The following is a 23169-nucleotide window of genomic DNA, read 5'->3' on the forward strand; positions in this document are numbered from 1 at the left end:
CGCGGATCGTGCCGCACCACATCACCATCTGAACGCGAGGTGGGGCAGCCATTGCTTGATGGTTGCATTGCTCTGTGCCGCTTCCTTGTTTCAGTTCGCGCCCAGGGCGTGGGGACAATGCTCGGCGCGCGACGTGTTACAGAATCAACTGAAACTCGGCAAAGTTCGTGCAGTTGATTTGCCGCAAAAACTCATCGGGTCCGCCCGCGACGTTCCGACTTGGAAGACGATTGCGGTCGGCACTTTTGGCAACTCCTTCGCGTTGCGCAATGCATTGGATGCCGTGGGTTGCAATATCGGCGGGTTGGCCGCGGAAGTTCTCGCTCGACCGGCCTTTACCGTCAGTTCTAACAAGATGGACGTGGAGCTTTTGGCGGTATCCGCGGTCCAGCTCGGCTTTAAAACCGATAGCGTGCCTCTGGCCGTCATTTACGCGCGGGCCCGACAACTCGGCTTTGAACTTGCTGCAGCGGAGGTCGGTCCGCAATTGCGCCTTCAATATCTTGATCAGCCCATGGGCGAATTCCTCATCGTGGGAATGCAGCCGATCAAGACGTGGAGCGGAGAGCCCGTGGTTCTCAACGTGGCAAATGGCGGAGCCGGATTGATCCTGATCGGCCAGAACGGCCGAGATGACGCTGAAATACCGGCGACCTCCCGTTTTCTTTTCGTGCGGCCGCCTGACCTTAGCGGCGGAATCGCGGCCGCTCTGCTGCCACCATGAAGACGAACAACCAAGTTTCGAGCAGCGCTGACTGCGGAGAAAATTCCTTGCGTCAGATCAAGGGAGACTTCCTGTCCATGGAGAACAACGAGGCTGCCGGCTCAAGTGCAGCGGCGTCGGGAGTTCACGGGGATGGAGGCAGGCATCTCGTCTGGAGCGGCGTCAACAGTAGGGAGTGACATCATGCGCGGATTCGGAGTTGTATGTATCTCGCTGTTACTATCGGCAATTCCTGCGACTGCGTCAGATCAAAATCTCAAGGAAGAACTTGGAAAGATAGGTTCAGCATACGAGCAGTACTTCAGCAACAAGGACGCTGCCGGGATTACTTCGCTTTACACCAAGAACTATATGCGTGTGACGGAAGACGGCGTCGTGGACAATGCCAGATATTATGAGAACGCTTTCAAGGCGGGAGTTAGTCGCCTCGAGGTCAAGACGACCGAGGTTCAGTCATTGTCAGAAAGCATGGCTCTGGTCACCGGCGAATCTCGCATTACCGGCAACAGCGAGACAGGCGCTCCTATAGACTTCACCGTTGTTTGGACCGCTCTCGATGTTCGTGAAGACGGGCAATGGAAGATTCGCATGCTCACGTCGGTCCCCAAACCGCCGCCGCCCCAGCCGCAGCAGGCCGCAAAGTAACTCAAGGCATAGCCTTCTCTGCCCGCAATCGTTCTCTGCACCACATCAAAGGGAGCTAACGATGGCCATTTTGCACGCAAACCTCGCGTTGCTTTCAGTCGCATCAGTGCTGGCAACGACGAGTGTCCAGGCTCAGAGCATGCCGCCGGAGGGCCCCGTCTCGGTCATATTCACCGCGACGCCGATTCCTGCTCCCAAGCCGATGGCGATCGGCGGCGGCAGAGAATTTGCTGTCATGAACCAAGCCATGGCAGCCTCAAACGAGGCGGGAAATCCCGTACTCAACAACATGGGTGGACGTTGTCAGCTCAGCCGCCTGACGGATCCGTCGGCGAAGACCGCCGAGATTCACGGGTTCTGTACTTACGTCGACAAGGACGGCGACCAGTTGTTCGAGCAATGCGACTGGATGCCCGCATCCCCCAATAATTGCAACATAACGGGTGGGACCGGAAAATTCGAAGGTCTCCAGGCCGCGCTCGTCGTCACCATCGACCCTCTCAAGAGCAACTTCGATGGCATCAGTCAGGTCATTGGCCACAAGAAGGGGACGTACAAGTTCGTCAAGACGAACTAGGTTCGTCCGCTGATTTCCAGCAGCCGCGAACGGCCTCGATTGCTGCAGTTCGGGATGCCGAAGGCAGCAAGGTCTTCTGAACGGTGTGCCCCGGCGCTCACGTCCGCTACCACGCTCTAGCGACGTGGTTCCGTCGTCTGCTGAACGGGCGGCCGGTGTCCCGGTGAAGTACGAGGCACGCCGCTCGTCCGCATGTTCGGTGACCGGCGGCGTTGCGAGTTCTTTGGGTGTGAATGGGTTCACAACGACGTGGCCAGGCGAATGCTATGTTCCAGCCATTCAATTGCCGACTGATTTTTTGAAGAGTGTCTTTTTCGGACAGCCTCTGAGGAGAGGGTCATGTTCAAGCAATTCCTCTTGGTCGCGGCGATAGCCTCCCTGACGTTAGCCCCATCCTCTAAAGCCGATTGCGAATATGCTTTGGAGCGCGGCGCGTCCGCCGAGTCGCGTTCGGTTTCGTTGCATCCTGATGCAGCTCAACTTGCGGAAGCCCTGTTGGATGACATTGTGACTTGGCTCTCATCGAATTTCGACCTGCCTGCCATCAAGCAGCGTCCCGTCATTGAATTTGCGTCGAAGATGGAGCTTGCGAGGTTGCGTGCAAGGGACCGTACTTCTTCGCAAGGCTTCATGGAAAGCGATGGACAACTAGCTCAGCGCGAGGTTGTCGCACTTTACGACAACGAGACGAGAACGATCCTGCTTCCTGATGATTGGGGTGGCACTTCGCCGACCGATCAATCGGTCCTGGTACACGAAATGGTCCATCACCTTCAGAATGTTGGAGGGCTCAAATTTGTTTGCCCACAGGCGCGAGAGAAGTTGGCCTACCTGGCTCAGGATAAATGGCTGGAGCGGTTCGGACTTAGCTTGGAGAACGAGTTCGACGTCGACATGTTCACGGTGCTGATTACTTCAGCATGCATGTATTGAGTGTGACCGGTCGATCCAAGTCGCTGTCGAACGATTGCCTTTCCAAAGGAGCGCAGAGCCAAGATCATCTCGTACGTACCAGCGATCTTCAGCGGATTTGATTGATGGCCAGACTCTTGGCGGTCCTCGCAATTGCATTGGCGATCCTGGCGATGGCTCCGGGGCACCAGAATCAGTTTGTACCGCTGCCAACGGGACTAATGCCAGCGGTGCTTGTTCCCTGAGTTCTGCTGAGGTGACGGGTTCATCCATTCAGCCGATGGCGCACAGATCCGCTCGTGGCCCCACGGCGATCTGCAAGGCGGACGAGCGCCGGCACCCGCACGCTATTCAGGCGTCAGCCCCAATGCCTTCACAGCAGCCACCAAGGGAGGCGTTTCGCTGTCGTACAGCCTTCTGAACGCGATATGTCCCTGAGCGGACTCATCGATGCCGTACGCGTCGAGCAGCTTCTGGATCTTGTCGGTCTTGCCTGCCTCCACCATCAGGCCGGAAACACGCTCCACGATGTCCTGCGGCATGCCGATGGGACCGGCGAGAAAGACGTAACCGGTCATAGCAAAGAGCTCGGACTCGGCACCCTGCTCGAAAAATGTGGGAACGTCGGGAAGCTTTCTGCTCCGCGTCCTCGTCTGCACGGCGATTGCCCTCCCAACTCCGGATTCCAGCGCGTTGACGGCATTGGCGTAGCTCCCCATCGCCGCCTGGAGCACGCCGGCCGCGAGGTCCTGCCACATCGGCGCTTCGCCGCGGTAGTGCACGGCTTTCATCTGCAGCCCGTACTGCTTGTTGAGCTCTGCAACGACGATATGAGGGTAGGAGCCTGCGCCGAAGGTCCCGACGTTGGTCACGTTCCTGCGGGCGTATTCGACGAACTCCTTTAAATTGGTGGCGTTGGTCGCCTTATAGGCGACCAACGGCAGATATCCTGCCGACATGCTGGAAATGAGCGCGAAGTCCTTGTCGGCGTCGTATGGCAAAGTCTTAAATAGCACGCGGCTTTGCACCAGAGTTGCGGTGATGGCGAGGAGTAACGTGTAACCGTCCGGTGGCGATTGCTTCACGGCTGCTGCAGCGATCGAACCGCTGGCACCCGCCTTATTCTCAACTATCACCGGCTGGCCGAGCTTCTGGGAGAGGTATTCGCCGTAGACGCGCGCGAGGGTGTCCGCAAGTCCGCCGGCGGGATAGGCGCAAACAATCTTGATCGGCCGGGAGGGCCAGGTCTGCGTCCACCCGCTATCATGATACGACAAAGCGATGGTGGCTGCGCCGGTTGCGATGAAGGCGCGGCGCGTGATCTTCAATGCCATCACGGTCTCCATCATATTTGTATTCCGAGGACGCACGTCGTGGGCGTTGCTGCCGGTCCTTCAAATGGACGGCCTTACGCTAAATCCTGAGTCTCTGCTCGGGGCACCGCTGCGCGGTACGGCAAGCCGTTGGTCGTGCTCATGGATTGCTTCCTGAGCAAATTGTGCCGTCCCGAGGATGGTAGCAGGCCATGGGCGGGCGCTCTTGACATTCTGCTTACATTCTCTTCACCGCCGGCTTATTCTTGCGGTGCAACCGGCGCGAGAGACCGACGGGGGAAAGTCACCCAGGGAATTGCCAGCTTGCGGTATCTCTTCGACGAGTACGCATTCGACACCGACCTTCGCGAGCTTTACCGCGGGGCGCACGTGGTCTCCGTTGCGCCGCAGGTGTTCGACCTGCTCGATTACCTGATCCGCAACAGGGAACGGGTCGTAAGCAAGGACGACCTCATCAAGACCATCTGGAACGGCCGTGTCGTGTCCGATGCGGCACTGACGACGCGGCTGAACGTCGCTCGGAGTGTGATTGGCGATTCCGGCGAAAAACAGCGTCTCATCAAAACCCTGCAGCGCAAGGGCTTCCGTTTCGTTGGAACGGTGCAGGAAGTGCAGAGGCCCGCAGACGCGGCGCCCACAGCCGATTCTGGTGAACAGTTTCAGGGTACCGCTGATCCAGATCGGTCCGATGCCGCGACAGTTGCGATGTCGATTCCTGCGCCACGCCTTTCCATCGTCGTACTGCCGTTCGCGAACTTCGGAGGCGATCCCGAGCAGGACTATTTCGTTGATGGCGTGACCGATAGCCTGACCACGGACCTTTCGCGCATCAGTGGCTCATTCGTGATCGCGCGTAACACCGCTTTCACCTTCAAAGGCAAAGCCGTCGATGTAAAGCAAGTCGGACGCGAGTTGAACGTCCGCTATGTGCTCGAAGGTTCCGTGCAACGAGGCGGCAATCGGCTTCGGGTGAATGTTCAGCTGATCGATGCCGAAACCGGCAATCACCTATGGGCCGAGAGGTTCGAGAAACCCGTCGCCGACCTGTTCAACATGCAGGACGAGATCGTATCGCGGCTCGCAAACACGCTAAATGCCCAGCTCATTCAGGTTGAAGCGCGGCGAGCGGAACGTTCAACCCATCCCGATGCAATGGACCTGTATTTCCAGGGCTGGGCTTACGAGAACAATGGGACGACCCCGCAATACATGACGCAAGCGCAGGCCTTTTTCGACCGCGCCCTGGCACTCGATGCCGACAATATCGAGGCGCTGGTCGGCTCGGCGCGGGTTGAAGCGGCGCTTGGGGCCAATCTTGTCACCGACGACTGGAAAGCGCACTTGGCGGCGGCCGAGGCAGCCTCAACCAAGGCTCTGCCCCTGGCGCCAAACCATGCTCGGGCCCGTAGCATCCTGGGTCTGGTCCAATCATTTAGCAACCCGGCCCGAGCCATCGCTGAATGCGAGCGGGCGTTGGCACTGGATCACAATTTGGCCGACGCTCATGCCTTCATCGGTCTCGCCAAGTTTTTTCTCGGTCGCAGTAGCGAGACCGAGGCCCATATCCGCGAGGCGCTTCGCCTCTCTCCTCGCGATTCCTACGCCTACCGGTGGTTTATGTTTGTCGGTCTCGCCAAATTGTTTCTCGGCGCCGACGTGGAAGCGGTTGCCTGGCTGCGCCGGAGCATCGAGGCCAACCGAAATCATCCCCTCCCGCATTACTATCTCGCCGCTGCGCTGTCGCTACTCGGCTCACCGGACGAGGCGCGGGCCGCCGCACAGGCCGGCCTTGTGCTCAATCCGACCTTCACTCTCCGCCGCTACCGGGCCCGCGTGACGAGCGACCATCCGGCTTATCTCGCCGGGCGCGAGCGTGTGTATGAGGGCATGCGCATGGCCGGGGTGCCGGAGGGATGAACGGCGGGAGGTTGCCGGTGCGCGCCCAACAAGGATCGGGCGCTCCTGCGCTTACGGCGACGGCACGGCCGAGGGCGGCGCGGTGACGTTCGGCAGCGGAGTTGCTGGCCAAGGGCTTGCCGGCCAGGGACCTTTCGGCTTGGCGTCGACCGACGAGCACGCCGACGCAAGCTGCGTCCGCATCGACGCCAGGCCCGTCAGGTCGATGTCGAATGTCGCGACGTCCACCTTTTCGTCCGGCATCGGCGTGGTCCGCCGGACATGGAGGGAGCGGGACGCCATGATCGCCTTGACCATGTCAGGGTCGATGCTGCCGCTCCACATCTCGTACTTCGCGGCTCGCACCGGAAAACCTCCGGCCTCCTGGTCCTTGTCGGCGTCCGCCGTCATCATGATCGTACTTTTGCCGACGCTCGCCTCGTCGATCTCGCCGGCGAACAGCAGCGGCACGCGATTCCTGGTTTCGCAAAACATGCGCCATTCCATCGTCCGGAACGAGGAGCCGCTTTCCTTCTTCACCACCGCGATCTTGCTGATGAACGGCCGCGTTGCCTTTTCCAGCCTCCACATCCCCTCGGCAAACGGTCGCGTGTCGATTCCGAAACGATAGAGCTCGGCTCGCGTCAGCATATGCAGGCTTTCGAACTTCACGGTACGGATGAGACCGTCGAGCGCGCGGCTGATCCCCATCGTCGCGATGAACGCAGCGCGGTCGCGGTCGGCGTTCGCGATCCGGCGCTGCCTGTATTCCGCGACCGCCTGCGGCGCCGGATGCCCGTGAAAGACGAGGACCAGCCTGGAGTTATGGACCGCCAGGGCGGCGTCGGGAGCGACCTCGCGTGATGTCGCCCCGAGAAACAGGTAACCGCAGGCCGAGTTGCACATCGCATGGTAGGTCGTGAGCTCCGCCTCGACCTCGCCGCCGGCGGCCTTGGTCCTCAGGCAGGCGGCGTCCACCTGTGTGCCGGCGGCGCACGCCGTCGCGATCGTCCGGCCGACCCGCGCGACCGCCTTGCGACTGCGCAGCAGCCGGCCGATGACGTAGGACTGCCCCACGTTCCCGCCGGGCGAGTGAAGGTAGATCGGACGCTGCGTATCCTTGACGCCAGCCAGGAAGCGGCGAATGCGCGGTGTGGCGTCCCCATCGATCTCGCCCTCGATGGCGATCCAGCGGTCGCAGCCCGGCCCGCACGCGTCCGGTGCCCCCTTGGCAAGATAGATCGTCAGCCTGTGCGCAAATCCCGGATTCTCGGCCGGCGTTTCCTCGGCATGCAGCGCGCATGGAAGCAGCACGGCCGCGAGAAACAAAATACGGGCAAGCATGTAACGACTGGGCCACGCGCGGTGAAGATAGACGCCGACGTTACATGATGATCGGCGCGCTTACAACTTTCGGTGGCATGTAGGCCCGCGTTTGTTGAGCCGGGAGCGCATCGTGCTTTCTCGAAATACAGCGTTCGTCATGTCAGACGATCGATGATTTCAAAGAGCCTGTCGCAGGAAGCTTCGATCCGCTTTTGCGGAGATGTGGCGATACCCAGCAACAGACCGGGGCGCGCCGAAGCCGTGGACGCATACCACAGCGACAGCGGAGTAGGCGCCAGTCCGAACGATGCTGCTTCCCTGGCGATGGCGAGATCGGGCGCTCCATCCGGCAGCCGCAGGACCGCTGCCAATCCGGCAAGCGCAACGTTGGCGGTGCGCGTCCGAAGCTGTTTCAGCAATGCATCGCCTTGCGCGGCGTAGACCCGCTTCGTGCGCCGGAGATGCCGCAGATAATGGCCCTCGCGTATGAAATCGGCGGTCGCGAGCTGCACCGCGGGCCCGGGCGCTGGCGCGAGGCAAGCTGCGGCTTCGGCAAATCGCGACGCCAGAGCCGCCGGCGCAACGACAAAGCCCAGTCGTAGGGCAGGGGTCACGGTCTTGCTGAAGGAGCCGATGTGGATGACGCGGCCCGCGCGATCGAGCGAGGCAAGTGCCGGCGTGGCCCGGCCCTTGAGCTGCAGCTCGCTGAGATAGTCATCCTCGATCACCCACGCCTTGCGCCGGGTGGCCCAGTCGAGCAGGCGCGAACGCCTCGCCAGCGACAATGTGGATCCGAGTGGCGCCTGCTGTCCGGGCGTCACGACAACCAGCGCCGCGTCGGGAGCATGTTTCAGGCCATATTCGACATCGATGCCGTCGGCATCGACCGGGATCGGCGCGATCGACAGTCTTGCAAGCGCGAGACCGTGCCGCGTGAAGGGAAAGCCCGGATTCTCCATCCAGACCTTCGTCTTTGACTCGAGGCCGAGGACACGGAGCGCCAATCCGAGGCCGCCGCTGAAACCGCTGGTGATGATGATCAGCGACGGCGTGCACGCGATCCCGCGCGCCAGCGCAAGGTAGGCTGCGATCTCGCGTCGCAAGTCGAGCTCGCCGCGCGGATCCGGATAGATCGCCGGCGCGCTCATTTCGACGCGAACCGCCTGCGCGCGCATCCTGGCGAGCAGCGTCGCAGGAAAGGTCTCCTGCGCCGGCACGCCCATCTGGAAGATCGCCGGCCCCGCCGTGAGCTCCTGGTACATCTCCATGAACGAGCCGGGAGCCGGGGCTTTGTCCTTGCGAACGGGAAAGGACGGCCGATCCGCGACATGCGTGCCGGTCGCGCGTGACGCGACGATCAATTGGGCAGAGGACAGCTTTTCATAGGCCGCGCGCACGGTGCCCCGCGCGACGCCAAGCTGGGCTGCCAGGTCCTGCCAGGAGGGCAGGCGCGCTCCGGGTGCGAGCACGCCGTTCGCGATGGCGGCCCTGATGCCCCCATGGATCTGCTCGGCCAGCGGCGTCTTCGCAGATCGATCCAGTTCCAGCCGGAGCGGTTTGGTCATGCCCCTTGGTACACGATTTTCGTGCGTTCTTGGTGCTTTTTTATGGACCAGGGCAGGGGCATTTAAGGCGGAGACAAGGGCCGGGCATCGATCATCAAGGAGCAGGACAATGACAGGGCGTCTCGACTACGACCGTATCGCGCCGGCGGGTGTGAAAGCCTTGGGCGGTGTCTACGGCTACATCATGCAGAGCAATCTTCCGGCGGCGCTGATCAACCTCGTCTATCTGCGCGTATCCCAGATCAACAACTGCGCCTACTGCCTCGACATGCATATGCGCGATCTGCTCAAGAGCGGGGTGAAGATCGAAAAGCTCGCTCTGCTGCAGGCGTGGGAGGAAGCCGGCAATCTGTTCGACGCGCGCGAGCGCGCCGCCCTCGCATGGGCCGAAACGGTGACCCGCGTCGCGGATACCGGCGTGCCGGATCAGGCCTATGAAGCCGCGCGCGGGGTCTTCGAGGAGCGCGAGCTCGTCGATCTCACCATCGCGATCGGCCTGATGAACACGTATAATCGTATGGCGATCAGCTTCCGTAAGACGCCGCAGGCCGCCGTCGAGAAGACAGCCTGACGGGCCACGAACGGCATCGGCCGACGTCAATGCAAGGCAGGAGTTAGAAAATGACGAGCGTGATTTCCGGCGTGAAAATTCCCGACAGCAAGCTGGCGCGCGAGGCCGCCGAGCTGGTGCGCAGCTACGAAGACGAGATGCTGTTCAACCATTCGGTCCGCGTCTACGTGTTCGGCGCGATGAAGGGGCTGCGTCAGAAGCTGAAATTCGATTCCGAGTTGCTTTATGTCGCGGCGCTGTTTCACGACCTCGGCCTGGTCGATCACTACCACACCGAAACAAAGCGATTTGAGGTCGACGGTGCCGACGCCGCGCGGGACTTTCTCCGGGCACGCGGCATCGCCGAGCCGCAGGCCAATCTGGTCTGGGAGGCGATTGCGCTGCACACCACACCCGGCATTCCGGAATATATGAGACCGGAAATCGCCCTCACGAGGGCAGGAGTTGTGGTGGACGTCGGGGCCGTTGGATATGACGAGTACACGCCGGAGCAGCGCGATCAGGTGATCGCTGCGTTCCCGCGCGGCGATTTCAAGAACGAGTTTTTGAAGGTGCAGACCTGCTCAGCGCTGAAGAAGCCGCAGACGACATTCGGGACCGTCAATTTCGACTATATCCAGGATCACGATCCCAGCTTCCACAAGCCGAACGTGTGTACGCGCATCCGCAACACACCCTGGCAAAGCTGAGCTGCCGCTAAGCCACCGGATCCCTGACGGCATCCGAACGGCTTCGGTCATCCGGCGCCAGCGGTGGCGCCGGTCTTGCGGGAGCGTTCTTCAGCAGGGCGGCGTCGCTCGAGGCGTCCTCGACCGGCGCGGCTCGGGCCTCGCGCGCGGCGACGATCCAGATCAGGAAGCCAAGAAGCGCGAGCGCGGCTCCGACGGGACCGGTGGAGGTCCAGCCCAGCCCCTCGCGAATGGCAAGGCCGCCCAGGAACGGGCCGAGCGCATTGGCGGTGTTGAACGCCGAATGATTGAGCGCAGCAGCGAGCGCTTGTGCGTCTCCCGCGACGTCCATCAGCCGCGTCTGCAGGATGGCGCCGAGCGAGACGCTGGCGCCGATCGCGAAGACGTCGGCCGCAAGCAGCCAGGGATTGCCGGCGGCAAGCGGAAACACCAGCAGCGCGACCGCAGCAAACAGCAGGATCACGCCCGCCGTCGGCATCAAGGCACGGTCGGCAAAGCGCGGCACGAACAGATTACCGAGCGTGGCGCCGATGCCGAACACGGCGAGGAAGAACGGGATGACCGCGGTGCTGACCTTGGTGACCTCGATCAGCGTCGTCGCGAGATATGTATAGACGGCGAACATGCCGCCAAAGCCGATGGCGCCGATCGCCAGCGTGATCCAGATGCGGCCGTTTCGGAGCGCACCGAGCTCGCGCAGCGGGTCGGACCGGCCGGCCGCATCGCGCGGCGCGAACAGCGCGCACAGCACGACCGTGATCAACGCCAGCACCGACACGAAGCCAAAACTCGCGCGCCAGCCGACCGCCTGGCCGATCAGATTGGCCAGGGGCACGCCGATGATCGTGGCAGTGGTCAGGCCGAGCATCACTTGGCCGATCGCCTGCGAACGGCGGTGTTGCGGAACGAGCGAGGCCGCGACCAGCGCGGCGATGCCGAAATAGGCGCCATGCGGCAATCCCGACAGAAATCGAGCCGCGATCATCCAGCCGAAGCCCGGCGCCAGCGCGGTGAGGGCGTTGCCGAGCGCGAACACCAACATCAGGGCCAGCAACTGGGTGCGCCGGGCGAACCGCGCGCCAAGCACGGCGATCAGCGGCGCGCCCAGCACCACGCCGAGCGCGTAGGCGCTGATCGCGTGTCCCGCGGTCGGCTCATCGATCCCGAGGTCGGCAGCGAAGAACGGCAGCAAGCTCATCGATGCGAATTCGGTGGTTCCGATCGCAAAGCCACCCATCGCGAGCGAGAACAGGACGATGGCTAGGTGAGGGGGCGCTGAGGCGCGGGGCGAGGTCGCGTGAGGCGAGGTCGTCATGTGTCCTGCATTGGTGGCGTCAACGGGAACCAGCCCAGCAAACGTCGCCACCCCTGCAAGATTTGTTGTCGTACTTAAACCCGCACCAGCCCGCGTCAACATCGGAGGCGCGATGCAAGGCATGCCGCATATCAGCGTCCCGATTTAAGTGTGGCGCCATCCAGACGCGTCGCGCACCAGCCTGTGGCCTCATCGGTGCGCTTCGGCCTTCCCGCGACTTTCGCTATCCACTCTACAGACGGGGTCGACACGCCTGAGGGCAAAGCAGTTGCAGATCTGTAGCAAAGCGTATTGGAGGTTGAAGCGGTCGGCGCGACCTTTTGCCATCGCGCCCGGCGCGAGGGCTTCCACTTCGGGGCCCGGTGCGAGTGGGAATTCGCGCATGCTGTCGAAATTCAAAAGGAATTCATAAGGAATTCAAAAGGAATTCGAAAGGTAGAGTGCGTTGATTGGGCGCCTTATTCCAGCGCGAGCCGCTCATCACCAAGATGAGGTAATCCGGAGAACCCATTTTACTCTCCGCCGCCACTTGTTGTGGCGCTGCCGCTCCGAGCCATTCGGGTGATTTTGGTAGCGCCTCAACCGAATTGCGTTTAGCGTGTTGCAGATTGGTTCAACGACGAGACTCTGCTCGGCAAGAGGCTTTATTCGCCGCTGAGGGATCAATGAAGTCGGAGCCTACGAGCGTCCCCCCGTCGTCGCCGAACACCGCCAACGACAGTGGTGCGAGGTTGGTTGGTGCTGCCGAACAGGACTTTAATTCCCAAGTCGGTACGATCCTCGAATTCGAAAGACCTTTCCGCGCCGTCCTGGTGGCGGACGTCGTCAGCTATACCAGACTTATGGAAGCTGCTGAGGTCGAGACGCATAGTCGCTATCGGGCTCTTCGCGTGAGCGTCATCGATCCTGCCTTGATCGGTCGACGAGGCGAGATTGTGAAGAACACCGGCGACGGCTTCGTCGCGGTGTTCGAGAGCCCGCTCGATGCCCTTCGCTGTGCCTCCGAGTTGCAGCGTGAAGTCACCGGGCTTGAGACCCTGCAACCTCCCGAGCGCCGCATAGCCTTTCGCATCGGCGTCCATTGGGAGCCGGTCATCTTTGATCTGAACGATGTCTACGGCCATGGCGTCAATATCGCAGCACGCTTGCAATCTGTCGCTCCTGCGGGCGGCGTTGTGGTGTCGTCGGCCCTTTTGCTCGTAACCGCCGATCTGAGCGAATTCAAGTTTGACGACCTGGGTGAGCTTCATCTCAAGAACCTGTCGCGGCCGGTTCATGCCTTTCTCCTGCTCTCGCCGGGAGTGGACCGCCGCACGGTGATCGGCGCTTCCACCAAATCCTCGAGACGAACCAAGCTGCCCTCGATCGCCGTTATTCCGTTCGCGAACAGCTCTTCGGAGGTTGACGACAGCTATTTTGCCGAAGGCTTCGTCGAAGACATCATCGTCAGCCTGAGTAATATTCAGGAGCTCCTGGTGGTGTCTCGCGGGTCGACGATGCCGTTTCGTCAGCGCGAGCTCGATCCCGTCGAAATCGGCGAGAAGCTCGGCGTTCGCTATTACGTCAGCGGTCACGTTCGCCGATCGGGCAAGCGAGTCCGGTTTTCGGTCGAGTTGGTCGATGTTGCGACTGGCTCCGTGGTGTGGGCCGAGAAATACGACACGGACCTTGCGGACGTTTTCGAAGTCCAGGACGAGATAGCCATTGGTGTCGTTGAGAAGATCGCCGCATATGTGCGTCGCGCAGAGATCAAGCGGGCGTTGCGAAAGCCACCCAAGAGCCTCAATGCGTATGACTATCTCCTGCGGGCGCTTGAGCTGCTCTACAAGTTCGATTTCGCGAGCTTCTCGCGCGCCAAAGGGCTGCTCGAGAAAGCCAGTGAGGAAGACCGCGAGTATGCGGCGCCGTACGCGTTCGCTGCGAAGTGGCACAATTTCAAGATCGCGGAGGGGTGGTCGTCGGATTTCGATGCGGATTCGGCCGACGTGATCCGGCTGTCCAATTGTGCCATCGAAAGAGACCCGCAAAATGCTCTCGCGCTCGCGATACAGGGGCACGGCAAGAGCATGTTCTTTCGTGACTACGACAGCGGATTGGACCTGTGTGAGCGGGCTCTTGCCATATCCCCAAGCAATTCGTGGGCATGGGTGTTCGGGAGCGGGACCCCCGGGTTCGTCGGCGATGCTTCAACAGGAATTGCCCGTGCGGAGCGCGCCATCCGGCTTTCACCACTTGGCCAACAGGCCTTTTTCAATTTCTGCCTGCTCGGCCAAAATCATTATCTGAACGGAACGTTTGACGATGCCATTCGCTGGTCGAAGAAGTCTTTGACTCTCAGCCCGCGTTTTGGAAACGCCGCGCGCGTCCTCGCCGCAAGCCTCGTCGCTGTTGGTCGCCTGGAGGAAGCGCGGCAGGTTTCGCAGCACCATAAGAACATCCTGCCCGGCTTCAGGGTATCGGACTATGCGCGCCGTTGTCCGTTCAAGGAGCCCCAGGGGTCTTTGTATGTCGAGCGATTAGGAGCAGCTGGGTTGCCGGATTGATGGGGCCAGGAGCCCGGTTCAAATTATTAGCCCCTCGATGGAGAGCACAATGCCTGGTGTTGCAGGAGGAGGCGGTGGTGGTGGTGGCGGCGGTGGCGGCGGCGGCGGAGGCGGCGGAGGCGGCGGCGGCGGCGGCGGTGGTGGCGGAAACGGCGCAGTCAGCGGCGGTTACGTTGGTGGTGGAATTCCCCCGCGTCCTTTCCCGATCTTCGAGAGTTTCGTCGGAGTCCTGCCCGGTAGCTTGAATTACGGGGCGACATTCCCGCTGTCTGCCTGGCGCCCTGACTTTTTTGCCCAGATCGCATTGCTCGAATTTGCCAAGACCGATTGGCAAACCATCACTGTCGCCGGCCCGCCAACGGATCACGATGTGATTTTCGGCGAGATCGATGAACTGCTTGGGGCGTCGATGGATCGTCGCAAGAGGTTGGCAGATGAGATCGTCGATCAGGACGTGAGGCTTGTCGGCTATTTTGCGCAGGTCCTCATGCTTTCGCCGTCTGCGCATCCAAATACGATCAAGATTCTGGAGATGGCCGATCATGTTGGGCTGATGGTCGCCGTCTACTACAAGCTCAGGTTCAATCGCGGGCGGCCGCAACAGGTGTGTCCGGCGCTTTTCCCAATGGTCGCGTCGCCCTGGCACGCCTCCTATCCGAGCGGACATTCGCTGGAGAGTCATCTGATGGCACTGGCGCTGGGAGAGATTATCCCCGGTGCCAAGAGTGCACTGAGGGCGCTGGCCGCGCGGATCGGGAAGAATCGCGAGATCGCTGGCGTCCACTACCCGAGTGACACGGCTGCCGGGAAGGCCATTGCTGAAGCCGTGTTTCCGTACCTCCAGCAATGCAGCACCTTCCATGCGGTGACCGAGGCGGCAAAACAAGAGCATTAGAACAGTGCCTAATGCCGCAGCCGAGATCGCATCCTTGGATTTTGCAAGGATGCGCTCCGCACGGCCACAAGGAATTGAAGTTGGACCAATCGATCTCAACCACGAGGTATTGCAATGGGTGTGGAAGAAATTTCCGTCATCGAAAGGACACGGATTCAGTTGGCGCCAGATTTCACGATGCAACATCAGTGTCACATCAATTGGTGCTGGGCAGCCGTCGCTTCCAGCATCTCGCGCTATTACGACGAGACCAGTACTTTCACGCAGTGCCGCATCGCCGACCTTGAATTGAACCGGCATGATTGCTGTGATTTCCCTTGCGGCACGCCGGGCCTGGAATTCGATGTGACGCATTCTCTCGGATCACCGCTCAACCGAGTCCGCTGTCTCGCCGTGTTGGCCCTCGACCAACGAGCGACACGAATGGAGGTGCAGCAGGAGATCAGTGCAGGGCGACCCATTTGTGTTCGCACGGTCTGGTCGGGAGACGAAGATGAGGAGGGACCGGCGCACTTCGTCGCGATCGTCGGATATCTGGAGGATACCGACAGCCTGGTCATCGAGGATCCCCTTTTCGGCCTAACACCGGAGATCCAGTTTGATCGATTTTGCTCAAACTATCAGGACGCCAAAGGTGTCTGGACGGACACTTACTTCACCAAGGCCCCGGTCTAGAACCTCGCCACCGTGAAAGGAGAGAAAAGATGGCAATTCATCCCAGCGATCCTCCGGCGGCTGCGGTCGTAGCTGTGAAGCGAGCGGTGGCCAGCCGGGTGGGCAACCCGAAATTCCCGCGATCAAGGCTTTCCACTGCCAACCGCGACGCGGTCTTCATTTCCCTGCCGCATCGCATTGCCTATCTGGCTTTTGGCAAGATCCGTCGCGCAGACAAACTCAGAGCGGCTGCGAAGCTAGGCAATTGGAGATTTCTTGTGATTGAAGCGAGGCGGCGCACCGCCGCTGATGATGGGGGAGGAGGGGAGGAACAGGAGCCGATCGCTGCTGCGACAATCGTGAAGTCGGCAGCGACGATGTATGAGACGACGTATGAACTGGGTGACCTGAACGAAGGGCCGTTTGTGGCGGCGACGTCGGAGGCGATCCGTCGTGCCGAGAAGCTTCCTGAAGTTCGGGAAGGACGCTTCGAGGCTTTCCTGCTCACCGTGCCGGCGGTCCATGTGACGGCGCTCTGGCTGCAAGATTATCAAGATTGTCATGGCGATGCGGACCTGCTGCTGACGTTACCGCCCTCGGACCAGGCCTTGGAGCCGTATCGGCCGATGGCGTCGGCTGCGTTCTTGGCTGTCGTGCAAGACCTCGCTCGGAAAGTAACTTCCGAATACGCGACGAGAGGGTGAGCGGGCAATGTCGGCGCGATGGAAAAGCTCGCAAGTGCGTTAAGCTCGCAAGGGCGTCAAAGTTGGCAAGTCCCGGCATGGGAGCACGCCTAGTCGGCCTGCTTCGGCCGCCGGGGAGCCTTTGACCTCTTCTGCGGAAAGTAGGGGTTCACGGCGCAGCTCGCGGAGCGGCCGACGGCGAGAAATCTGCACTGTTCGAGCGAAGTGTAGCGGCAGTCGAAATAGCCGACCGGGCCGTAGATCTGCATGCAGACGGGATAGCTGGGATCGTAGGTCTGCGCGTGCGCCGGCACGCCCGAGAAGAGCAGGCCGGTGGCGACGAGCGCGAAGCGGGCGCGGCGCATCTCAGCGCGGTGGGTAGTAGCCGGGTGAATAGCCCGGTGTCTGGGCGCGCGGACGATTCTGATAGGCGTAGGGATCGTCGCTCTGGCCAGTGAAATACGGATTCGCGATGCAGGTCAGCGCGCGGCCCGACGAGCTTGCCTGACACTGTGCGTAACTGTCGAACGTGCAATTGCTCAGCCCCGGCCATTCCTGGCCGGTCAGGCAGAACGCGTGATGCGTGCCGAATGCGCGTGCGGGCGTGCTTGCACTCAGCGTGAGCGCGAATGTGGCGATTGCGAGCGAAAATGTGGCGACAATGGGGAGGGCAATCTGTCTGCGCATCTCAATCTCCAATCACACAATCGTGCGTGCATCAGGTGTCCAGGCACAGATGCAACATACGTCGTGTAGTCGACATTGGAACTCATGAAAACCCTTGTTTCAAAGGGTTTCCCGCGCGCGCTGCTAAACATTCATTAACGCAGCACAGCCCTTTGGCCCCGACTGTTGCGTCGGGGTTACAGCAATTCCGTCGAGCGCTGATATGACGGCCCTACGGCCCGGGGGCCTAACGACGAAACTGGAACGGGAATCAAATGAACAAGAATCTGTTGCTTGCTGCTGTGAGCCTTGTCGCGCTGAGCGCGACTGCGCCGGCGCTGGCTGCTGACCTCGCTGCGCGGCCTTACACCAAGGCGCCCGCGATGATCGCGACCGTCTATGACTGGAGCGGCTTCTACATCGGCATCAACGGCGGCGGCGGTTCGTCGCACGCGAGCTGGGATTTCGTTGGCGTGGGCCGCGAAGGCTCGCACGATGCGACCGGCGGCACGGTCGGTGGTCAGATCGGCTATCGCTGGCAGTCCGGCCAGTGGGTGTTCGGTGTGGAAGGCCAGGGCAACTGGGCTGACTTCTCGGGCGACAACACCAGCGCGCTGTTCGCCACCCGCAACCGCACCAAGATCGATGCGTTCGGTCTGATCACCGGTCAGGTTGGCTACGCCTGGAACAACGTCCTGGTCTACGTCAAGGGCGGTGCGGCTGTGGTCAGCAACAAGTACGAGATCTCCAGCACGGCGGGCGCGCTGCTCTCCTCGTCCAGCGACAGCCGCTGGGGTGGCACGGTCGGTGCCGGCCTCGAGTACGGCTTCGCGCCGAACTGGTCGGTTGGCGTCGAGTACAACCACATCTTCCTGTCCGACAAGGACGTGACCTTCGCTGGCTTCGCCGGCTCGGAGCGCATCCGCCAGGACGTCGACATGGGTCTCGTCCGCCTGAACTACAAGTTCGGCGGCCCGATGATCGGTCGCTACTGAGACTGGTCGCTCATTTCGAGCGATCGTCGAAAAGCCCCGGCCTTGCGCCGGGGCTTTTTTGTTGCGTGAATTCAGCGAGTTAACCATCACTTTTCGAGAGAGCTCGCACGGCTTGACTCTCAAGAACGAAATGAGAACAATGTTCTTCATACGTTCTGGTGATGGAGCAAGCCATGTTCAGGATTTTCGTGGAAGAAGCCGCCGCACTCGCCTCGATCTCGCTGTTCGTCGGGATGATCGCAATCTGGGCGCAGGTGATTCCGCAGCTCTAGGCCGCGGCTGGCCAGAGCCCTTGGTCATGCCCTTGGGGAAAAGCGGGACGACGCGGCCGTTTCGTGGCTCCGGCGTGGACTCTGAAGCGGTGACGCCCCACCATTGTGAGGCGAGTCGGCTGGGTGGGCGGAAGATGTCCTCATGATCCCCCTGGAGCCGGCGACCGCTCCATCTCACTGCAAGAGGCCGTCACGCGACCATGCCGAGCGCCGGATTTGTCCACCTTCACGTTCACTCGGCCTATTCGCTGCTCAAGGGCTCGATCAAGATCGCCAAGCTCGCCGAGCTTGCGAAGAAAGACCACCAGCCCGCACTGGCGCTGACTGACACCGACAACATGTTCGGCGCGCTGGAGTTCTCCGACAAGATGGCGGGCTCCGGCATCCAGCCGATCGTCGGCTGCGAGCTCGCGATCGATTTCGGCGACCAGGATCCCAACGCGCGCAACGCGCTGCTGCCGTCGCGTGTGGTGCTGCTGGCGGCCCAGGAGCGCGGCTATCGCAGCCTGATGCGGCTGAACTCGCGCGCGTTCCTCGAATCGCCTGACAGCCACGCGCCGTTCATCAAGTTCGATTGGTTCGACGGTGAGACCGAAGGCTTGATCGCACTCACGGGCGGCCCTGACGGGCCGATCTCGCTCGCGCTTGCCAGCGGGCAGGCCGAAATTGCGGCGACGCGCTGCGAGCGTCTCGCCGGCCTGTTCGGCGATCGCCTCTATGTCGAATTGCAGCGCCACAACATCGACAAGGAGCGCCGCGTCGAAAGCGGGCTGATCGACATCGCCTACGCAAAAGGCCTGCCGCTGGTTGCGACCAACGAGCCGTATTTCGCTTCGAACGACGATTACGAGGCGCACGATGCGCTGCTCTGCATTGCCGGCGGGCGGCTGATCGCCGAGACCGATCGCGTTCAGCTCACACCCGATCACCGCTTCAAGACCCGCGCCGAGATGGCAGTGCTGTTCGCCGACATTCCGGAGGCGCTGGCCTCGACGGTGGAGATCGCCGAGCGCTGCTCGTTCCGCCCGATGACGCGCAAGCCGATCCTGCCGTTCTTCACCGTCGGCGCCGCCGCAAGCTCCGACGCCGCGTCGGTCGAGGCGGCCGAGCTGAAGCGCCAGGCGGAGGAGGGGCTCGCCAACCGCCTGCGCGTGCACGGCCTGTCGCTGGGCACCACGGAAGAGGACTACGACAAGCGCCTGGCGTTCGAGCTCGACGTCATCATGCGGATGAAATACGCGGGCTACTTCCTGATCGTGTCGGACTTCATCAAATGGGCGAAGGGCCAAGGGATTCCGGTCGGACCGGGGCGCGGTTCGGGCGCCGGCTCTCTGGTCGCCTGGGCGCTGACCATCACCGACCTCGACCCGATCAAGTTCGGCCTGCTGTTCGAACGCTTCCTCAATCCGGAACGCGTCTCGATGCCGGACTTCGACATCGATTTCTGCCAGGACCGCCGCGGCGAGGTGATCAGGTACGTCCAGGAGCGCTACGGTCGCGACCAGGTCGCGCAGATCATCACCTTCGGTACATTGCAGGCGCGCGGCGTGCTGCGCGACGTCGGCCGGGTGCTGCAAATGCCCTATGGCCAGGTCGACAAGCTGACCAAGCTGGTGCCGCAGAATCCGGCCGCGCCGGTGACGTTGGCCGCCGCGATCGAGAGCGAGCCGAAGCTTCAGGCGTTCCGCGATGAAGACCCGGTGGTGGCGCGCGCCTTCGACATCGCGCAGCGCCTCGAAGGCCTGACCCGCCACGCCTCGACGCACGCCGCCGGCATCGTGATCGGCGATCGCCCCTTGAGCGAACTCGTGCCGATGTACCGCGATCCCAAGTCGGACATGCCGGTGACCCAGTTCAACATGAAATGGGTCGAGCCGGCCGGGCTCGTGAAGTTCGACTTCCTCGGCCTGAAGACGCTGACCGTGCTCGACGTCGCGGTGAAGCTCCTGAAGCCGCGCAACATCGACATCGATCTCGCGACGCTGCCGATCGACGATGCCGAAAGCTACCAGATGCTGGCGCGGGGCGAGGTGGTCGGCGTGTTCCAGGTTGAAAGCCAGGGCATGCGGCGCGCGCTGGTCGACATGCGCCCCGACCGTTTCGAGGACATCATCGCGCTGGTCGCGCTCTATCGCCCGGGCCCGATGGCGAACATCCCGACCTATTGCTCGCGCAAGCACGGCGACGAGGAGCCGGAATATCTGCATCCGGTGCTGGAGCCGATCCTGAAGGAGACCTTCGGCGTCATCATCTACCAGGAACAGGTGATGCAGATCGCGCAGGTGATGTCGGGCTACTCGCTCGGCGACGCCGACCTGCTGCGCCGCGCCATGGGCAAGAAGATCCGCGCCGAGATGGACAAGCAGCGCGACATATTCGTCGCCGGCGCCGTCAGGAACGGCGTGCCGAAGGGGCAGGCCGAGACCATCTTCGAGCTGCTCGCAAAGTTCGCCGACTACGGCTTCAACAAGAGCCACGCGGCGGCCTACGCGCTGGTGTCCTACCACACCGCCTATATGAAGGCGCATTACCCGGTGGAGTTCATCGCGGCGTCGATGACGCTCGATCTCAACAACACCGACAAGCTCTCCGAATTCCGTTCCGAGGCGCAGCGCCTCGGCATCAAGGTCGAGCCGCCGAACATCAACCGCTCAGGCCCGACCTTCGAGGTCGGCGAGAAGACGATCTATTACGCGCTCGCCGCGCTCAAGGGCGTCGGCATCCAGGCGATCGAGCAGATCATCGAGGAGCGGACCAGGCGCGGGCTGTTCACCTCGCTCGCCGACTTCGCCGCGCGGGTCAATCCGCGCGCGATCAACAAGCGCATCATCGAGAGCCTCGCCGCTGCCGGTGCCTTCGACACGCTGGAGCCGAACAGGGCGCGGGTCTTTGCCGGCGCGGACTCGATCCTTGCCGCCTGCCAGCGTGCGCATCAGGCCGAGACCATCGGCCAGAACGACATGTTCGGCATGTCGGCGGACGCACCGACCATCATGCTGCCGCAGATCGAGCCCTGGCTGCCGGCCGAGCGGCTGCGCCGCGAATATGACGCGATCGGATTCTTCCTGTCGGGCCATCCGCTCGACGATTACGCGATGGTCCTGAAGCGCCTGCGGGTGCAGAGCTGGGCCGAATTCTCGCGTGCGGTGAAGACCGGCGCCACCGCCGGCAAGGTCGCGGCCACCGTGGTGTCGCGCATGGAGCGGCGCACCAAGACCGGCAACAAGATGGGCATCATGGGGCTGTCTGATCCCACGGGCCATTTCGAGGCGGTGCTGTTCTCCGAGGGCCTCGCGCAATACCGCGATGTGCTCGAGCCGGGCGCCGCCGTGCTGCTCCAGTTGGGCGCGGAATTGCAGGGCGAGGACGTTCGTGCCCGCGTGCTGCATGCCGAGCCGCTCGATGACGCCGCCGCCAAGACGCAGAAGGGCCTGCGCATCTTCGTGCGCGACACCAAGCCGCTGGAGTCGATCGCCAAGCGACTGGCCGGACCCGACATGGCGGCCTCGAACGGCGCCGCGCCAAAAGTCGGCAGTCCCGGCATCGCGCCGCGCTCGAACGGCGACGGCGAGGTCTCGCTGGTGATGATGCTCGACCTCGAGACCGAGGTCGAGATGAAGCTGCCCGGCCGCTTCAAGGTCTCGCCGCAGATCGCCGGCGCGATCAAGGCGGTCGCGGGCGTGGTGGACGTGCAGCAGCTGTAAAGCGCGATGAGATCTGGAAGAATCGTCATCGCGCTTGGGATCGGCGTTGGCGTATGATCTCACCACAAACGCGTGCCGCATTTGTGGTGAGTGAGAATTGCTGCCCTTTTCCGGATCATGCTTTAGCAGCCGATCTCGAATATATGCAGATGGACGCAGCTCTGTGCGGTCGTTGCACGTGAGGCGAGCGATCGCTTCGGCTTTGCAACATGGTTCGCGTTGCAGCAATCATCAGTTGCATCATTTATCATTGGTGATTTCTTCACATCGATGCACCTATCATCGCGACGCTTCCATTCGTCCACTGTACCTGGGGAAACGTCACATGTGCGACAAGTGCTCTGAATCTCTGCATCGAGACATCGCGCCGTCGCGGCGATCCGCGATGCTGTTTGGCGCCGCTGCGTTCGGCATGGCCGTCGCCGGCGGAGCTTTCGCGAGCGGCGCCTTGGCAAAGGAGGCCAAGCAGCCACCCAAGCCGCAGAATGTGTTGTCGCCCGACGCATCGCTGAAGCGGCTGATGGAGGGCAATGCGCGCTATGTCGACGGTGTGGCGCGGCGCCACGATTTCAAGCACGAGCGCGAGGCGCTGGCCGGTGGACAGAATCCGTTCGCGGCGGTTCTGAGCTGCGCCGATTCACGCATCGCGCCGGAATATGCCTTCGACAGCGGCCGCGGGGATCTCTTCGTCTGCCGCGTCGCCGGAAATTTTGCCGGCACCGAAACCATTGCCAGCATGGAATATGCGGTGGCCGTGCTCAACGCACCGCTGATCCTCGTGCTTGGCCATGATGCCTGCGGCGCGGTCGATGCGACGCTGAAGGCAATCAAGGACAACACGTCGCCGCCGGGCCACATTCCCTCGCTGGTCGATGCGATTGCGCCCGCCGCAAAGGCTGCGATGCAGCAGGGCGGGGACGTGCTCAACAAGGCGATCCGGCAGAACGTGATCGACAACGTCGCGAAGCTGAAATCGGCCGCGCCGATCCTCAACGCGGCCGTGGAGCAGGGCAAGCTGAAGGTCGTCGGTGGCATCTACCGGCTCACCACGGGAACAGTCGATCTGATCGCGCAGGGCTGAGCGAGGTTCGCGCCACAGCGCGGTCGCGAGGCTTACGCGGGCCTGACGCAGGGACTTGATGGGGCGGGGGCGCCATGCCGCCGCCTCAATCCGCGCATTTCGTTCAAGAGCCATTCAGCCGG

The 23169-nt window shown here is 62.1% G+C and carries 20 protein-coding genes; 14 read left to right on the forward strand and 6 right to left on the reverse strand.

The genetic code is table 11. From position 1 onward, the window contains the following. Nucleotides 1-58: 58 nt before the first annotated feature. From AB7290_RS19005 to AB7290_RS19020, 4 genes are all read left to right on the forward strand, one after another. Complete coding sequence (locus AB7290_RS19005) at nt 59-724, forward strand: hypothetical protein (protein ID WP_245344045.1); 666 nt, start codon at nt 59-61, stop codon at nt 722-724. Nucleotides 725-907: 183 nt separating this feature from the next. After that, entirely contained in the window at nt 908-1369 is a 462-nt protein-coding gene (locus tag AB7290_RS19010) for a YybH family protein (RefSeq protein WP_085400298.1), read from the forward strand. Between the two features lie 61 nt (nt 1370-1430). Continuing rightward, nucleotides 1431-1946, forward strand: a complete 516-nt coding sequence (locus tag AB7290_RS19015) for a hypothetical protein (RefSeq protein ID WP_085400297.1) — start codon at nt 1431-1433, stop codon at nt 1944-1946. A gap of 339 nt (nt 1947-2285) precedes the next feature. Beyond that, on the forward strand, nt 2286-2879 hold the full coding sequence (locus tag AB7290_RS19020) for a DUF6647 family protein (RefSeq protein WP_441253540.1): 594 nt from the start codon (nt 2286-2288) through the stop codon (nt 2877-2879). Nucleotides 2880-3205: 326 nt separating this feature from the next. Here AB7290_RS19020 and AB7290_RS19025 read toward each other — a convergent pair whose 3' ends face one another. Then, complete coding sequence (locus AB7290_RS19025; protein WP_094184005.1) at nt 3206-4192, reverse strand: Bug family tripartite tricarboxylate transporter substrate binding protein; 987 nt, start codon at nt 4190-4192, stop codon at nt 3206-3208. A 303-nt stretch (nt 4193-4495) separates the two neighbouring features. On the opposite strand from AB7290_RS19025, the gene AB7290_RS19030 reads away from it, so the two are divergent. Further along, on the forward strand, nt 4496-6109 hold the full coding sequence (locus AB7290_RS19030; RefSeq protein ID WP_354133720.1) for a winged helix-turn-helix domain-containing protein: 1614 nt from the start codon (nt 4496-4498) through the stop codon (nt 6107-6109). Between the two features lie 51 nt (nt 6110-6160). Here the strand turns inward: AB7290_RS19030 and AB7290_RS19035 are convergent, their stop codons facing one another. Continuing rightward, complete coding sequence (locus AB7290_RS19035) at nt 6161-7432, reverse strand: hypothetical protein (protein WP_085400291.1); 1272 nt, start codon at nt 7430-7432, stop codon at nt 6161-6163. Nucleotides 7433-7569: 137 nt separating this feature from the next. Next, nucleotides 7570-8979: a MocR-like pyridoxine biosynthesis transcription factor PdxR gene (pdxR, locus tag AB7290_RS19040; protein WP_085400289.1), complete on the reverse strand. Its 1410-nt coding sequence runs from the start codon at nt 8977-8979 to the stop codon at nt 7570-7572. Between the two features lie 109 nt (nt 8980-9088). Here pdxR and AB7290_RS19045 point away from each other — a divergent pair, with 109 nt between their 5' ends. Next, on the forward strand, nt 9089-9550 hold the full coding sequence (locus AB7290_RS19045; RefSeq protein WP_071913439.1) for a carboxymuconolactone decarboxylase family protein: 462 nt from the start codon (nt 9089-9091) through the stop codon (nt 9548-9550). A 50-nt stretch (nt 9551-9600) separates the two neighbouring features. Continuing rightward, a complete protein-coding gene (locus tag AB7290_RS19050; protein ID WP_085400287.1) occupies nt 9601-10239 on the forward strand; it encodes an HD domain-containing protein in 639 nt (212 codons plus the stop codon). Between the two features lie 7 nt (nt 10240-10246). On the opposite strand, the gene AB7290_RS19055 is transcribed toward AB7290_RS19050, so the two are convergent. Continuing rightward, nucleotides 10247-11554, reverse strand: a complete 1308-nt coding sequence (locus tag AB7290_RS19055) for an MFS transporter (RefSeq protein ID WP_085400284.1) — start codon at nt 11552-11554, stop codon at nt 10247-10249. A 665-nt stretch (nt 11555-12219) separates the two neighbouring features. Here AB7290_RS19055 and AB7290_RS19060 point away from each other — a divergent pair. The 4 genes from AB7290_RS19060 to AB7290_RS19075 all read left to right on the forward strand — a co-directional run bounded on the left by AB7290_RS19060 (nt 12220) and on the right by AB7290_RS19075 (nt 16350). Beyond that, nucleotides 12220-14097, forward strand: coding sequence for an adenylate/guanylate cyclase domain-containing protein (locus tag AB7290_RS19060; protein ID WP_085400279.1), 1878 nt, complete (start codon nt 12220-12222; stop codon nt 14095-14097). Nucleotides 14098-14146: 49 nt separating this feature from the next. After that, nucleotides 14147-14992, forward strand: coding sequence for a phosphatase PAP2 family protein (locus AB7290_RS19065; RefSeq protein WP_354133719.1), 846 nt, complete (start codon nt 14147-14149; stop codon nt 14990-14992). Between the two features lie 114 nt (nt 14993-15106). Next, nucleotides 15107-15667, forward strand: coding sequence for a papain-like cysteine protease family protein (locus tag AB7290_RS19070; RefSeq protein WP_071913450.1), 561 nt, complete (start codon nt 15107-15109; stop codon nt 15665-15667). A gap of 29 nt (nt 15668-15696) precedes the next feature. Then, nucleotides 15697-16350, forward strand: a complete 654-nt coding sequence (locus tag AB7290_RS19075) for a hypothetical protein (RefSeq protein ID WP_144030844.1) — start codon at nt 15697-15699, stop codon at nt 16348-16350. 89 nt (nt 16351-16439) lie between these two features. Here the strand turns inward: AB7290_RS19075 and AB7290_RS19080 are convergent, their stop codons facing one another. Further along, nucleotides 16440-16694: a DUF3551 domain-containing protein gene (locus AB7290_RS19080; protein WP_071913454.1), complete on the reverse strand. Its 255-nt coding sequence runs from the start codon at nt 16692-16694 to the stop codon at nt 16440-16442. Nucleotide 16695: 1 nt separating this feature from the next. Beyond that, nucleotides 16696-17016, reverse strand: a complete 321-nt coding sequence (locus AB7290_RS19085) for a DUF3551 domain-containing protein (RefSeq protein WP_063986338.1) — start codon at nt 17014-17016, stop codon at nt 16696-16698. Between the two features lie 254 nt (nt 17017-17270). On the opposite strand from AB7290_RS19085, the gene AB7290_RS19090 reads away from it, so the two are divergent. From AB7290_RS19090 to AB7290_RS19100, 3 genes are all read left to right on the forward strand, one after another. Then, the gene (locus AB7290_RS19090; protein ID WP_085404567.1) at nt 17271-17990 is read left to right on the forward strand and encodes an outer membrane protein; all 720 of its coding nucleotides are present in this window, start codon (nt 17271-17273) and stop codon (nt 17988-17990) included. Nucleotides 17991-18462: 472 nt separating this feature from the next. Next, nucleotides 18463-21966 carry a DNA polymerase III subunit alpha gene (gene dnaE / locus AB7290_RS19095; protein ID WP_085404568.1) on the forward strand — a complete coding sequence of 1168 codons (3504 nt, stop codon included), beginning with the start codon at nt 18463-18465 and terminating at the stop codon, nt 21964-21966. A 325-nt stretch (nt 21967-22291) separates the two neighbouring features. Next, complete coding sequence (locus tag AB7290_RS19100) at nt 22292-23047, forward strand: carbonic anhydrase (RefSeq protein WP_085404569.1); 756 nt, start codon at nt 22292-22294, stop codon at nt 23045-23047. Nucleotides 23048-23169 lie beyond the last annotated feature (122 nt).

The organism is Bradyrhizobium sp. 613_E4_N2_2 (genome assembly GCF_052075995.1).
GTDB classification, from domain to species: Bacteria; Pseudomonadota; Alphaproteobacteria; order Rhizobiales; family Xanthobacteraceae; genus Bradyrhizobium; species Bradyrhizobium barranii.